Genomic DNA, 13,709 nt, shown 5'->3' with positions numbered 1-13,709 from the left:
ATAGTCATCATCTATTTATTCATCTTCTCATAAAGCTCTCTAAACTTAGTTAAAACCACAGGCTTTGAATAATAATAGCCCTGTGCGTAACGTATATTATAATTATCCACAAAGAATTTTAAAACTTCTTCGGACTCTATACCTTCAATACAAACCTCCTTATCTAGCTGTCTAATACAGTCAATTATGGCATTTAAAGTTATTTGCTTAGTCTTACTCTTATCAATATCCTTTACAAATTCCCTGCTAATCTTGATTCTATCTGCAGGATAATTAGAGAGCAAATTAAGGGAAGAATAACTACTGCCATAATCATCAATAACTAGTCTTACCCCCTTATTAAACATAGTAATCATCTTATCCCTAATTTCTTTGCTTTCAAGAATCCTACAACGCTTTGTAAATTCTAGATTTAAGTTTTTATAAGGAATATCTTCCTCTTTTAAAATGCTATCAAGATCTGACATAAACCTATCATTATGTAATTGCGCATGAGATAAATTTACACTAATAAAAAAGTCTGGGTCCTTTCGCATAAATTCCTTACTATCTTCAATTGCCCTTTTAATAATCCAATTTGAAAGACCATAAAAAGCAGCTTCCTTTTCAATCTGATCAATAAAGTTTCCCGGTGTAATAATGCCTCTCTGGCTATCCTGCCATCTAAGTAAAGCCTCCATACCAATGATTCTATTTTCCTTAACATTCATAATTGGCTGATAAACAATTAAGAAGCCTCTGTAATTATCATTTAAACAGCGAATAACGTCATATATCATCTCCTGTTGTCTTCTATTACTTAGTAAAATGTTTTCGTTATAATAAACAAATTTATCACTGCCACTGTTCCTACCCATAGTGAAGGCTTGATATAAAACGTTATTTATATACTCTGAGGAAGAAATAAAGTCCTTAGAATTAATCATACCGCCATATATTCCAATAGAAACCTTATTAGAATTAATTGTTAAATCGTTTTCTACAAAGTCCCTTATTTTCTCATATATTCCCTTAATTTTTTCTTCCATTCCCTCAACATCTTGGTCAAAAAATACTGCAAACTTTGTTCCACTACATCTATATATTATGTTAGATCCTGATAATTCCTTTAGTTTTACAACAATCCGAATAATCAAGTCACTACCATTGTCATACCCATAAGAAGAATTGATATAATCAAAATTTCTAAGGCCAAAAAACATAAGACCAAAGTTACGTTCTTCAGAAATGAAATATCTTACCCTAGCAATAAGTGCCAACTTGTTGCCAACTCCAGTTAAATCATCTATTTCCACATCTGCATCATGATTTATAACCACTCCAAGATAAACGGATGGCACACCATTTCTATCTCTTAAGAGCTTAGACCTAGTTGTAAAGGAAACATAATCCCCATTCTTATTCTTAATAAGATAATTACAATTAAAGCCCGCAGTTTCCCCTCTAAACATGGCATCTGCGCCTTCAATATATCTAACTCTATCCCTTGGATGAACTATAGCATTATAAAAACACTCTGCATCATTTACATCCATTTCACTAGATGGAAAACCTAAATATTCAGTTATTTCATCTGACCAATATACAAGCCCCTCATTGTAATCGGCCCAGAAAGGATAGATGTTTCCTGAAACCTCAGAAAAAATCTTAAACATCTCCTTAAAAAAAGCAATCTTTTCCTCAATACTCATCTATTTTCCCCCAATAAATAATAATTTTCATAGTTTTGTATTCAATTGTGATTTCGTAGTTTATAACTATATTTTATCATAGCAAAGTAATCATATCAAATGAATAGTTAAATATTTTGCCTAATGCTAGTAACTTTTGAAAATGTTACATTTTCATAAAAATAAAAAAGCTAGGAGAAAAATCTCCTAGCTCTAAAGTAAAGCGGACATTCGGAATCCGCTTCGCTACTTCCTCATGAACGCAGTGGCACTTTGTGCCACCTGTCAGAAGGGGCTTTAACCCCTTCTGACACTAGTAAGCTTTATACCCCCGCTTAAAGCTTACGCTTTTGAAGCGGGGGATTGCTTACACTGCGTTCAAATAGTAAATTGTTATTACAAGGGCTTAAATAAGCTGCCTTATTCTACTTTAAGCTTGCAAGTACGTCAACTAAGTAATCCCAAGTTCTCTTAACACTTGCAACATCCATTGATTCATTAGGTGTATGAACATCCTTCATATCAGGACCAAAGGAAACTGCATCAAGTCCTTCAATCTTACCTGCAAATAAACCACACTCAAGACCTGCATGGATTGCCTGAATTTCAGGATCATGGCCATATTGTCTCTTAAAGGATTCAACCATTATGCTACGAAGTTTAGAATCTTCCTTGTATTCCCAAGCTGGATATTCACCCATTGAAGTTACGCAACCACCAAGAAGTTTAGCTAAGCTTTCAAGCTGTAAATATAAATCCTGCTTTTCAGATTCTACTGAACTTCTTACTGAATATGAAAATGCTACTTCAGTCTCTGTTGTCTCTAAAATACCTAAGTTAAGAGATGTCTGAACTAAACCTTCAATATCAAAGCTCATGCTCTGAATACCTAATGGAAGGTTCATTAAACCAGTAATTACTCTAGATGTTGAGTCTGCGTCAAAAGCTGTGATCTCATCTTCACTAACAGCTGTTAAGCTAACCTTAACTTTAGCATCTGTTGTCTTATATTCATGCTTAAAAGCAGCATCAAAGTCTGCAAGACAAGCCTTAACTGCTTCTAAATCAGTGTTAGGAGCAAATACAAGTTCTGCCTTAGAAGCTCTAGGAATAGCATTATCCTTAAGACCACCATTAACTGAAACTAAGTTAAAACTAAATTCCTTAGAAAGACCGTAAAGCACTCTACCAACTAACTTGTTAGCATTAGCTCTACCCTTATTAATTTCAACACCTGAGTGTCCACCAACTAAACCATCTACTACTAAAGCTGCCTTAGTTCCCTTAATTGCTTCCTTCTTTACTGGAACATGAACTGTTGCTGTCATACCACCAGCACAGCTAGCAAGTAAGATACCCTCTTCCTCTGAGTCAATATTAATCATAAGCTTTGACTTAAGAGGTGTTGTATCAAGATCTGCTGCACCAAGCATACCGATTTCTTCATCTACTGTAATAACTACTTCTAATGCTGGATGAAGAATTGTATCATCATCTAAAATAGCTAGAGCATAAGCTACTGCAATACCATCATCACCACCAAGAGTTGTACCCTTAGCGCTAATGATTCCGTCATTAACTTCAAGTCTTAATGGATCCTTGCTAAAGTCGATATCACAATCGTCTTCCTTCTCGCAAACCATATCCATATGACCCTGAATGATTACTGAATCTGTATTCTCGTAACCCTTACTAGCGTCCTTAAATATAATAACGTTATTTAATTCATCCTGAATATACTTTAAATTATGTTCCTTAGCAAATCCTACTAAATAGTCACTAATTCTTTTGGTATCTCTTGAACCATGTGGGATTTTAGTAATTTCCTCGAAATAGTAAAACACCTTCTCTGGCTCTAAACCTGTTAAAATTCCCATTTCTTTACCTCACTTGTATAGATTCTTGCAATACACATTTACTTTAGCCATTTTATAATAAAATAGCCATCACTTCAACCCTGAAGTGATGGCTTAAAAATTATTGATTTATTGTCTTACTGTGGTATTTCACGATTCTTGAAATCTGGTACCTCAGGCATCATCTCTGAAGTCATGATATTAAGAATTCTTGTAAGTGCCTCTAAATCTTCTTTTGAAAGGTTATCTTTCATTCTCGAAATAACAGTATTTGCGTAATTTACACTGAAATTGAAGTAGTCAAGATACTTATCTGTTACTTCAAGGTAAGCCTCTCGTCTATCTGCGCTTGAAGGAATTCTGTTTAAGTATCCCTTCTTTACAAGGCAGTTTACCTTGTATGCTGCATTAGGAGGTGAAATACCAACAAACTTGGCAAATTCACTAATTGTAGGCTTGTTCATTGCATAAATAACTTCCATACAGAATGTTTCTACTGTAGTTAGAGTTGCTTCACGATTGCCAAAATTCACGAAAACATCCTTATAGAAGTGCAACTTAAACTTGTTATAGACGTCGAAAAATAGTTCTTCCATTGTCATTGTTTAAATCCTCCAATCATGAGATTTTTTATCTTTTAAGACAAAATATGCACAACGTCTCATAGCTTAACATGATTTTATCATAAAATCAATATTTTTACTTAAAAAATTACGAAAAATTTTCCTAACTAAAGTGCACGTCTTATAAGATTTAAACTTTAACCAATTGTCACCGAAACTTAACTTAAGTGTATTATATCATACATTTTTAAAAAAATCTAATATATCAATGAATTTATCAAAACCGCTTATTTACTGAATTTATTGAGCTATTAAAAATCTTGATAGCCCGCAAAGCCAGTAAACAAGCGGATTCTAATTTTTGATATTTTTTGTAATTTTTTTTATTATTCGTTTCTGTCGCCAATAGCGAAAGTTAACTCACCCATTGCAGCAACCTTGCCATCTACCTTAGCTACAGCCTTGCCGATACCAACGTTTGCACGTCTTGTAATAATCTCGCAGCTAAGCTCTAACTTATCACCAGGTACGACCTGCTTCTTAAATCTAGCATTCTTAATACCACCAAAGAATACTACCTTTCCCTTGTTTTCTTCCTCTGAAAGAAGTGCAACAGCGCCAGTTTGAGCTAAAGCTTCCATAATTAATACTCCTGGCATTACATGCTGTCCTGGGAAATGTCCCAGAAAATGCATCTCGTTAGCAGATACACACTTAACGCCTACTGCATATTCTCCTGGTTTATAATCTAGAATTCTATCCACTAAAAGAAATGGATATCTATGAGGTAAAATCTTTTCGATTTCATTTGAATTTAATTCCATTTTTATGCCTTCCTCTCTCTACTATAATGTAATTATTCCTCTACTGCCTTAAATACTAAGGAAGCATTGTGGCCACCAAAGCCAAATGAGTTAGACATTGCATAGTTAATCTTGCCAGTTCTAGCCTTATCGCCTAAGCAGTAATCAAGATCTAATTCATCATCTAATTCCTTTGTGTTAACTGTTGGTGGAATGATTCCATTTTCCATAGCAAGGCAAGTAATAACAGCTTCAACTGCAGCTGAGGCACCAAGTAAGTGTCCTGTCATAGACTTTGTTGAACTCATTACTAATTCCTTAGCATGGTCCTTAAATAAGCTCTTAACGGCTCTTGTCTCACCTAAATCGTTAAGGTGAGTTGATGTTCCGTGAGCATTGATATAATCAATTGCCTCTGTTGAAAGATTTGCATCCTTAAGGGCAAGTTCCATACACTTAGCAGCGTACTTTCCTTCTGGATGTGGAGCTGTAACGTGGTGAGCATCACAGTTTGCACCATAACCTATAACTTCAGCTAAAATCTTAGCTCCTCTATTCTTAGCATGCTCGTATTCTTCAAGTACGAGACAAGCAGCACCTTCACCCATAACAAAACCATTTCTTTCCTTATCAAAAGGAATTGAAGCTCTGTTCTTATCTGTTGCTGTTGAAAGAGCTGTAAGACTTGTAAATCCACCAATTGATAACTCAGTAATTGAGCTTTCTGAACCACCAACTACCATTAAATCAGCATAACCATCTCTAATGTAGTGGAAGCCATCACCAATAGCGTTACCACTTGAAGCACAAGCTGTTACAGTACATGTTGTGTATCCATGAAGGCCAAATCTAATAGCAACATGACCTGCTGCCATATTAGAAATTGCCATTGGAATATAGTGTGGGCTTACCATATCGTAACCACGCTTCATTCCTCTCTCATGCTCTCTTTCAGTTGTAGAAATTCCACCGATACCGCTGGCAATAATACAACCATATCTTTCTCTATCATCTGTCTCTTCGTCATGCTCTTCCTTAATTCCAGCCATGTGACATGCATCTGTTGCAGCTGCAATAGCAAACTGGCTGTATGGATCTAACTTTCTAGCATCCTTCTTTTCTACATACTTTGTAATATCAAAGTCCTTTACTTCTGCTGCAAGGCTAACCTTACGGCCTGTTGTGTCATATTTTGTAATCTGGTCAATACCACACTTACCATTCTTAACACTCTCTAGTACTTCCTCTAAACTGTTACCGATAGGGCTTACGATACCCATTCCAGTAATAACAACTCTCTTTCCCATATTTATCCTTTCCTACTGCTCGCGCGGGGCGAGGGCTACATCTCAACTGCTAAAGCGATTACGACATTAGAGAACCCTCTCGCATTAGAATTTGCCTTTGGCAAATCTGCTCGGGGCTACATCGCAACTGCTTCGCAGTTGCGACATTGGGGAACCACCCGCCATTAAATCAGCCTTTCGGCTGAGGGCGGGGGCTACATCGTAACTACTTCGTAGTTACGACATTACATGCTCATACCACCATCGACGCTAATTACCTGTCCTGTTATATAGCTTGCTTCTTCTGAAGCAAGGAATGCTACTGTATTTGCAATATCCTCTACGCTACCCATTCTCTTTGTTGGAATTGATGCAATAGCGGCTGTCTTTGCATTTTCATTCATTGCTGCTGTCATATCTGTATCAATAAAACCTGGAGCTACTGCATTAATTGTTACCTTCTTTGCAGCAAGTTCCTTTGCCATTGATTTTGTAAGACCAATAATACCAGCCTTTGAAGCTGAATAATTAGCCTGGCCTGCGTTACCGTGAAGACCAACAACACTTGTAAGGGAGATGATTCTTCCATACTTAGCCTTAAGCATTAACTTATAGGCTTCTCTCATACAGTAAAATGTTCCATAAAGATTAGTCTTTACAACTGCATCGAAATCCTCATCGCTCATTCTAAGGGCAAGACCATCTCTTGTAATTCCGGCATTGTTTACTAAAATTTCAACCTTACCTGTAAGAGTTAAGGCTTCCTCAAAAAGCTTCTTACAATCCTCTGAATTAGATACATTTGCCTGAACACATAAAGCTTCAACGCCTAATTCTCTAATTTCCTTTGCTGTCTCTTCTGCTGCCGTACTGCTTGAATTGTAGTTAATTACAATATTGCAGCCTTTCTTTGCAAGTCCAAGCACTATTGCCTTACCAATACCCTTAGCACCGCCAGTTACAATTGCTGTCTGTCCCTTCATTAACTTGCCATCTCCTTTACTAGATTTTCATAATCAGCATAACTATCTATTGAATAGACCTTAATGCCCTCAACTGTCTTTTTAACAAAGCCAGCTAAAGTCTTACCTGGTCCGATTTCTACGATTGTGTCAACGCCTAAATCCTTAAGCTTTACAATAGTCTGTTCCATTCTTACAGGATTTTTAACCTGTGCAATTAATAGATCAGAAACTTTTCTTTCCTGCTTCTCATCTGCAATAGCATTGAAAAGTACTGGCTTAGATAGCTTTCTTTCATCTACTAAAAGGCCATTGTTGTTGTCGTTAAAATATTCCTCTAGCTTTTTGCTAGCAGGTGCCATGTAGCTTGTGTGGAAAGCTGAGCTAACCTTTAGAGCTACACATCTTTTTGCACCGGCTTCCTTTAACTTTTCTTCAGCCTCAGTAACTAACTGGCTTGCACCAGAAATAACTACCTGACCCTTGCAGTTAAAGTTAGAGATTTCAACGCTTAAAAGCATCTCTCCCTTGCTTTCTCTTTCCTTATTCTCTGCCTCATATTTTTTATTTATTTCATCTAAAACTGGCTTAATGTCCTCACCTGTTAAACCTAAGATTGCACTCATCTTAGTATCAAGGCCATTAGCAGCCTCCTGCATTGCTGCACCCCTAAAGCCTACAAGCTTAACTAATTCCTTCTCATCCATAAGACCCGCTGCATGAAGTGCACTGTATTCCCCAAGCGAAAGGCCTGCAAGATAATCTGGGCTAATGCCAGCCTTGTTTAAAAGCTTTGTAACCCCTGCTGCAAAAGCTGCAAGACAAGCCTGTGTATATCTTGTGTTATTGATTCTGCCTTCCTTATCTTCAAAACAGATTTCCTCTAAATCAAAACCTGCCTCGTTTCTAACTTCATCAAAAATGTTCTTAAAATCTGTACTGTTATCGTAGAAATCCTTACCCATTCCTACCTTCTGGCTTCCCTGTCCAGCGTAAAGAAATGCTATCATTTTTATCCTCCTATACTGCAATTGATGATAATGAGTTTAATCTTTCCTTTGTTTCCTTCATTAAGTCTTCAAGGATTGTCTCAAGTGGCTTAATTTCATTTAACTGACCACATACCTGACCTGACATTAATGAACCCTCATCAACATTGCCGTCAAATACAGCTTTTCTTAAAGAGCCAAGTGTATACTTTTCAAGTTCATCTCTTGTAGCACCACTCTTTTCAGCTCTTGTATATTCTCTAGCCATCTTATTCTTTAAAATTCTAACTGGAGCATTTACAGATCTACCTGTAACGATTGTTCCATTGTCCTTAGCTTCAATAATAGCCTTCTTATAATTTTCATGAATTGGGCACTCATTACTTACAAGAAGTGATGTACCAATCTGAGCACCACAAGCACCAAGGCTAAGGGCTGCTGCAAACTGTCTGCCATCTGCAATACCACCGGCTGCAATAACAGGAACATCCACTGCATCTACCATCTGTGGAACAAGTGTCATTGTTGTCATTTCACCAACATGACCGCCACTTTCTGTACCCTCTGCAATAATTGCATCAGCGCCACTTTCAATCATTCTCTTAGCAAGCATAACTGAAGCAACAACTGGGAAAACCTTAATTCCAGCTTCTTTAAAAGAATCCATGTACTTACCAGGATTACCAGCACCTGTTGTAACTAAGCTAATCTTTTCTCTGCAAACAAGTTCTGCCATTTCATCACAATGTGGATTCATAAGCATTAAATTTACACCAAAAGGCTTATCTGTTAACTTCTTAGCCTTGTGAATTTCCTCTTCAAGCTTTGCTGCATCCCAGCCACCAGCTGCAATAATTCCAAGTGCGCCTGCATTTGAACAATCTGCTGCAAACTGACCTGTTGCAATATTTGCCATAGCACCCTGAATAATTGGGTATTTAATATTTAAAATCTCATTAAGTAGTTTCATTTCATCCTCCTATTTACTTACCGCTATAATTAACTAAAATTCCGCCCCAGGTTAAACCTGCGCCAAATCCTACTAGGTAAGCATCATCACCAGTTTTTAATTTTCCCTTTTCCTGCATTTCCTTTAAAGCTATTGGAACGCTGGCTGCTGATGTATTGCCATAGTGCTCTAAATTCATAAAGAACTTTTCCTCTGGCTGTTTTGTTGAACGAATTACATGATTAATAATTCTTTTGTTGGCCTGATGACAAACTATATGTCTAATTTGTTCTAAAGAAATTTTACTTTCTTCTACTAACTCTCTTAATAACTGTTCTATTGCTCCAATGGCAAATCTATAAACTGTGTTACCCTCCATAGATAACTTTCTAGTGCTTGCAACCCCACCTGATATTAGGCAAATGTCATCGCCTCTTGTATGGTTTGCACTAGCATAGGCCTTAGTCTCATCGATTTTTACAACTGCTGCCCCTGCACCATCACCAAAAAGTACACATGTGGATCTATCTTTAAAATCTAAAATCTTACTGAATTCCTCTGCTCCCACAACTAAGGCGTATCTATCTTTTCCCTTAGTTAGTAACATGTCGTGGGCTACATTTAGAGAATATATAAAGCCTGAACAAGCTGCACTTAAATCAAAGGACATGCAATTTTCTGATAGACCTAATTCCTTAGCTACCATACAAGCAGTAGCAGGGAAAGCATACTTTGGAGTTGCTGTGGCTACTATGCAAATGTCGATTTTATTCAAATCTATTTTTGAATCCTCTAGAGCTTCCCTAGCCGCTGCAACAGCAAGACCTAACTGATCTTCTTCTCCCTTATATCTATCTTCTAAGTTACAAAGTCGTCTTTCTTTAATACCTGTTCTTGTGCTTATCCATTCATCTGATGTATCTAAAAATTCGCTGAAATCATCATTTGAAAATGTCTTTATAGGTAAGGCCTTACCTAAACCTACAATACTTAATCCGCCCATTTTAATACCTCACCATTAGTTGTTTCCTTTGGCGCTCTCTCGCCTTCAATATGACGATATTTTTCATATCTTTTTTGAACTAAATCTTCTTTGTCCATTTTCTTCAAAGAACTAAGTTCCCTTTCTAGCTTGCCATCAAGCTCTTCTATCATCATCTTGAAGCCATCTTCACTAGTAATAGGCTTAACCTCGCTTATAACATCATCAACGATTCCATACTTCTTAAGGCTATCTGCTGTAATATTCATTACCTCGCAAGCTTCCTTAACTCTCTTACTATCTTTCCATAAAATGGATGCGAAACCTTCTGGTGAAAGTACTGCATAAATTGCATTCTCTAACATCCAAATTCTGTCTGAAACGCCAATTGCAAGGGCGCCGCCGCTACTTCCCTCACCAGTTACAATACTGATAATAGGTACTTTTAAATTGCTCATCTTAGCAATATTTGTTGCAATTGCAATTGACTGACCATTCTCCTCAGCTTCCATTCCAGGATATGCTCCAGGAGTATCTATAAATGTAATTACAGGTCTGTTAAACTTCTCCGCTTGCTTCATTAAACGAAGAGCTTTTCTATAACCTTCTGGACTTGTCATACCAAAATTGTACTTTACATTTTCATCAAGATTCTTACCCTTTCTGTGACCAATTACTGTTACTGGCATGCCATGAAAACTAGCAATTCCACCAAGTAGGGATAAATCTTCTTTTCCAAGTCTATCTCCAGAAAGCTCTATAAAATCATCAAATAGCGCATCAATGTAATCCGTTACCTTTGGTCTATCCTTATGTCTAGCTGTCTGAACTCTTTGGTATGCGCTTATTTCCTTCTTCTCCTTCATAAAGTCTCCTTTTTACAATTCCTTGCATCCGTGTAACTTCAAAATCTTATAAAGTGTCTCTTTCATCTCTTCCAAAGGAACAATCTTATCTACAAGACCGTGATCCTTTTGGAATTCAGATCTTTGGAAACCAGCTGGGAGCTTCTGCTTAATTGTCTGCTCAATAACTCTAGGACCTGCAAAACCAATTAATGCATTTGGCTCAGCTAAAATAATATCTCCAAGAGTTGCAAAACTTGCACTAACTCCGCCTGTGGTTGGATGTGTAAGAACTGAGATGTAGAGGCCTCCATTTTCCTTAAACTTCTCAACTGCCGCACTTGTTTTAGCCATCTGCATTAAAGAAAACATACCTTCCTGCATTCTTGCGCCACCGCTGGCTGAGAAAATAATAAGTGGAAGATTTAGGCTATCTGCTAACTCGCAAGCAAGTGTTACCTTTTCACCAACTACAGTTCCCATACTTCCCATCATGAAGCCCTTATTTAGCTCAACGCCAATAAAGTCGATTCCATTAATCTTTCCGCGGCCCACTAAAGCTGCGTCGTTAGAACCTGAGTTTTTATAACCCTCTTCTAACTTTTCTTCATATTCAGGGAATTCTAGTGGATTATTAAACTTAAAGTCTCCATACATTTCTGAAAATGTACCTGCATCGGATACGAAACGAAGTCGTCTTCCTGTCATAGATAGCATTTTATTCTTTGTACGAAGCTTTCTATAAGCTAATAAAACCTGTCTTTTATTGCTAAACATATTCATGTTAAAAGCTTCCTTTCTTCATTACTGAGCTTCTTTTCTGCTTTCCTTGCCCCACTTAATAATTCCTTCGCAATTCTTTTCAAGGAAGGAAGTATCAATTCGGCCCATGATGTATTCTGGGTTATACATAAGCAAATATAAGAAGTCGATGTTTGTATCTATACCCTCACATGTAAGCTCTTCAAGAGCTACTCTCATTTTTCTAATAGCCTCAAGTCTTGAAGGTGCATTTACAATAACCTTAGCAATCATTGAATCATACCAAGGACTTACCATTGCGCCTGAGTACATAGCACTTTCAACTCTAACTCCTGCACCACCTGGTAAATGAAGAAAATCAATTTTACCTGGATTTGGAGCGAAATCCTTTTCAGGATTTTCAGCATTAATACGACATTCAATAGCATAACCATGAGTCTTAATGTCGCTTTGCTTAAAGGAAAGTGGAAGACCTGCTGCCACTCTAATTTGTTCTTTTACAAGGTCAACTCCTGTAACCATCTCAGTTACTGGATGTTCCACCTGAATTCTTGTGTTCATTTCAATGAAATAGAAGTTCTTATCGTGATCAACTACAAATTCCACAGTACCAACTGAGGAGTAGTTAACTGCCATAGCTGCCTTAATGGCTGCCTTTTGCATTGCTGCTCTTTGCTTTTCATTAAGGATTGAAGCCGGTGCTTCCTCGATTAACTTCTGATTTCTTCTCTGCATTGAACAATCACGTTCTCCAAGAGAAACAATATGTCCATGTTCATCACCAATAATCTGGAATTCTACGTGATGAGGATTTAAAATGAGTTTCTCAATATACATTGAATCATCACCGAAAGCAGATAAAGCCTCAGCTTTTGCGCTTTCAAAAGCATTAGCAAGCTCTGACATATCATAAGCTCTTCTCATTCCTCGACCACCGCCACCAGCAGAGGCTTTAATAAGAATTGGGAAACCAATCTTTAAAGCAATTTCCTTAGCCTCTTCAAGGCTATTTACTAGACCATCTGAACCTGGAACTACAGGAACGCCCTTAGATTTCATAAGACTTCTAGCTGTAGATTTCTCACCCATGTTTCTAATCATCTCACTACTAGGTCCAATAAATTTAATTCCTGCATCTTCACATTTTTTTGCAAAGTCAGGATTCTCTGATAAAAATCCATATCCTGGATGAATCGCATCACATTTATAACTAATAGCTGCTTGAATTAATGCATCCTGATTTAAGTAAGACTTTGTTGGGGATGCAGGTCCAATACAGACGCTAACAGGTGAAAAAGTAACTGGTAATGTGTTTGCATCTTCGCTCGAATAAGCAACTACTGTTTCAATACCCATTTCCTGACAGCAACGAAGTATCCTCATTCCTATCTCGCCACGATTGGCAATTAACAATCTTTTAAACATATTAACTCCTGTCCATATTCTACAAATGTTTCATCAGAAACATTAATTTTCTCAACTACACCATCTCTTGGAGCTAGAAGTTCATTCATAACCTTCATAGCTTCAATAAGTCCTAGCACATCTCCTTTTTTAACCTTATCGCCAATCTTAACAAAATCAGCTTCTCCTGGCTTACTAGCACTATAAAAGATTCCTGAAACTGGAGCTGTAACAAAGCTTCCTTCTAACTTCTCTTCTTTCTTTGCTGACTCTTCTAAAGGAGCTTCTACAGACTCATTTGCTGCAACTACATTTGATTCCTTAGCAGACACTGTAACTTCCTTTGCCTGATTTACTAAATTATTGTTTGTATACTCAACTGCACTTGCACCAATATTCTTCTTAAAAACAAAACTAACCTTATTGTCATTAACTGACATCTCGCTTAATGAACTCTTTTCAAACTTGTCCATTAATCTCTCTATATCTTGTATTTCTAAACTCATACCCTTATCATCACTAAATAGCATTATTTAGTCCCTTTCCTTAAAAATTAACGGGGCTTGTTAAATAACAAGCCCCTTCTTAAAGAACATCAGCCATTAGAATTTTGCTTGAGCAAAATCGGGCTGACGCTA

General features: G+C 37.1%; 13 protein-coding genes. All 13 read right to left on the bottom strand.

Going from position 1 to position 13,709, the window contains the following annotated elements:
- Positions 1-11: 11 nt before the first annotated feature.
- The 13 genes from G600_RS0108645 to G600_RS0108585 all read right to left on the bottom strand — a co-directional run bounded on the left by G600_RS0108645 (position 12) and on the right by G600_RS0108585 (position 13,601).
- The gene (locus tag G600_RS0108645) at positions 12-1,691 is read right to left on the bottom strand and encodes a sensor domain-containing phosphodiesterase (protein WP_027431588.1); all 1,680 of its coding nucleotides are present in this window, start codon (positions 1,689-1,691) and stop codon (positions 12-14) included.
- 404 nt (positions 1,692-2,095) lie between these two features.
- Complete coding sequence (locus G600_RS0108640) at positions 2,096-3,547, bottom strand: aminoacyl-histidine dipeptidase (protein WP_027431587.1); 1,452 nt, start codon at positions 3,545-3,547, stop codon at positions 2,096-2,098.
- 116 nt (positions 3,548-3,663) lie between these two features.
- Positions 3,664-4,128, bottom strand: coding sequence for a MarR family winged helix-turn-helix transcriptional regulator (locus tag G600_RS0108635; RefSeq protein WP_027431586.1), 465 nt, complete (start codon positions 4,126-4,128; stop codon positions 3,664-3,666).
- Positions 4,129-4,475: 347 nt separating this feature from the next.
- Positions 4,476-4,913, bottom strand: coding sequence for a 3-hydroxyacyl-ACP dehydratase FabZ (gene fabZ / locus G600_RS0108630; RefSeq protein WP_027431585.1), 438 nt, complete (start codon positions 4,911-4,913; stop codon positions 4,476-4,478).
- 32 nt (positions 4,914-4,945) lie between these two features.
- On the bottom strand, positions 4,946-6,199 hold the full coding sequence (gene fabF / locus G600_RS0108625; RefSeq protein WP_027431584.1) for a beta-ketoacyl-ACP synthase II: 1,254 nt from the start codon (positions 6,197-6,199) through the stop codon (positions 4,946-4,948).
- A 224-nt stretch (positions 6,200-6,423) separates the two neighbouring features.
- Positions 6,424-7,161: a 3-oxoacyl-[acyl-carrier-protein] reductase gene (gene fabG / locus G600_RS0108620; protein ID WP_027431583.1), complete on the bottom strand. Its 738-nt coding sequence runs from the start codon at positions 7,159-7,161 to the stop codon at positions 6,424-6,426.
- Positions 7,161-8,150: an ACP S-malonyltransferase gene (locus G600_RS14160; protein WP_034246027.1), complete on the bottom strand. Its 990-nt coding sequence runs from the start codon at positions 8,148-8,150 to the stop codon at positions 7,161-7,163. Before G600_RS14160 ends, fabG begins: the two co-directional genes overlap by 1 nt.
- Before the next feature lie 10 nt (positions 8,151-8,160).
- A complete protein-coding gene (locus G600_RS0108610) occupies positions 8,161-9,099 on the bottom strand; it encodes a nitronate monooxygenase (RefSeq protein ID WP_027431582.1) in 939 nt (312 codons plus the stop codon).
- Between the two features lie 13 nt (positions 9,100-9,112).
- A complete protein-coding gene (locus G600_RS0108605; RefSeq protein ID WP_027431581.1) occupies positions 9,113-10,081 on the bottom strand; it encodes a beta-ketoacyl-ACP synthase III in 969 nt (322 codons plus the stop codon).
- Positions 10,069-10,926: an acetyl-CoA carboxylase carboxyltransferase subunit alpha gene (locus G600_RS14155; RefSeq protein WP_034246025.1), complete on the bottom strand. Its 858-nt coding sequence runs from the start codon at positions 10,924-10,926 to the stop codon at positions 10,069-10,071. The genes G600_RS0108605 and G600_RS14155 overlap by 13 nt, the downstream gene beginning before the upstream one ends.
- 12 nt (positions 10,927-10,938) lie before the next feature.
- Positions 10,939-11,688 (bottom strand): acetyl-CoA carboxylase carboxyltransferase subunit beta, encoded by a 750-nt coding sequence (locus G600_RS14150; protein WP_051195442.1) that lies wholly within the window; start codon positions 11,686-11,688, stop codon positions 10,939-10,941.
- A gap of 21 nt (positions 11,689-11,709) precedes the next feature.
- Positions 11,710-13,092, bottom strand: a complete 1,383-nt coding sequence (gene accC, locus G600_RS0108590) for an acetyl-CoA carboxylase biotin carboxylase subunit (RefSeq protein ID WP_027431580.1) — start codon at positions 13,090-13,092, stop codon at positions 11,710-11,712.
- Positions 13,074-13,601 carry an acetyl-CoA carboxylase biotin carboxyl carrier protein gene (locus G600_RS0108585; protein WP_051195441.1) on the bottom strand — a complete coding sequence of 176 codons (528 nt, stop codon included), beginning with the start codon at positions 13,599-13,601 and terminating at the stop codon, positions 13,074-13,076. Before G600_RS0108585 ends, accC begins: the two co-directional genes overlap by 19 nt.
- Positions 13,602-13,709: the final 108 nt, after the last annotated feature.

The organism is Lachnospira multipara ATCC 19207 (genome assembly GCF_000424105.1).
Lineage (GTDB): Bacteria > Bacillota > Clostridia > Lachnospirales > Lachnospiraceae > Lachnospira > Lachnospira multipara.
The sequence above is the reverse complement of the archived record's forward strand: the minus strand, read 5'-3'. Positions and strand labels throughout refer to the sequence as shown.

What these genes read in the sequence shown, in the direction of transcription:
- G600_RS14155 (WP_034246025.1), bottom strand. Translation starts at nt 10,926, where the DNA reads ATGAAGGAGAAGAAGGAAATAAGCGCATACCAAAGAGTTCAGACAGCT.
- G600_RS0108605 (WP_027431581.1), bottom strand. Translation starts at nt 10,081, where the DNA reads ATGGGCGGATTAAGTATTGTAGGTTTAGGTAAGGCCTTACCTATAAAG.
- accC (WP_027431580.1), bottom strand. Translation starts at nt 13,092, where the DNA reads ATGTTTAAAAGATTGTTAATTGCCAATCGTGGCGAGATAGGAATGAGG.
- G600_RS0108585 (WP_051195441.1), bottom strand. Translation starts at nt 13,601, where the DNA reads ATGCTATTTAGTGATGATAAGGGTATGAGTTTAGAAATACAAGATATA.
- G600_RS0108640 (WP_027431587.1), bottom strand. Translation starts at nt 3,547, where the DNA reads ATGGGAATTTTAACAGGTTTAGAGCCAGAGAAGGTGTTTTACTATTTC.
- G600_RS0108635 (WP_027431586.1), bottom strand. Translation starts at nt 4,128, where the DNA reads ATGACAATGGAAGAACTATTTTTCGACGTCTATAACAAGTTTAAGTTG.
- G600_RS0108645 (WP_027431588.1), bottom strand. Translation starts at nt 1,691, where the DNA reads ATGAGTATTGAGGAAAAGATTGCTTTTTTTAAGGAGATGTTTAAGATT.
- G600_RS14160 (WP_034246027.1), bottom strand. Translation starts at nt 8,150, where the DNA reads ATGATAGCATTTCTTTACGCTGGACAGGGAAGCCAGAAGGTAGGAATG.
- G600_RS14150 (WP_051195442.1), bottom strand. Translation starts at nt 11,688, where the DNA reads ATGAATATGTTTAGCAATAAAAGACAGGTTTTATTAGCTTATAGAAAG.
- G600_RS0108610 (WP_027431582.1), bottom strand. Translation starts at nt 9,099, where the DNA reads ATGAAACTACTTAATGAGATTTTAAATATTAAATACCCAATTATTCAG.
- fabF (WP_027431584.1), bottom strand. Translation starts at nt 6,199, where the DNA reads ATGGGAAAGAGAGTTGTTATTACTGGAATGGGTATCGTAAGCCCTATC.
- fabG (WP_027431583.1), bottom strand. Translation starts at nt 7,161, where the DNA reads ATGAAGGGACAGACAGCAATTGTAACTGGCGGTGCTAAGGGTATTGGT.
- fabZ (WP_027431585.1), bottom strand. Translation starts at nt 4,913, where the DNA reads ATGGAATTAAATTCAAATGAAATCGAAAAGATTTTACCTCATAGATAT.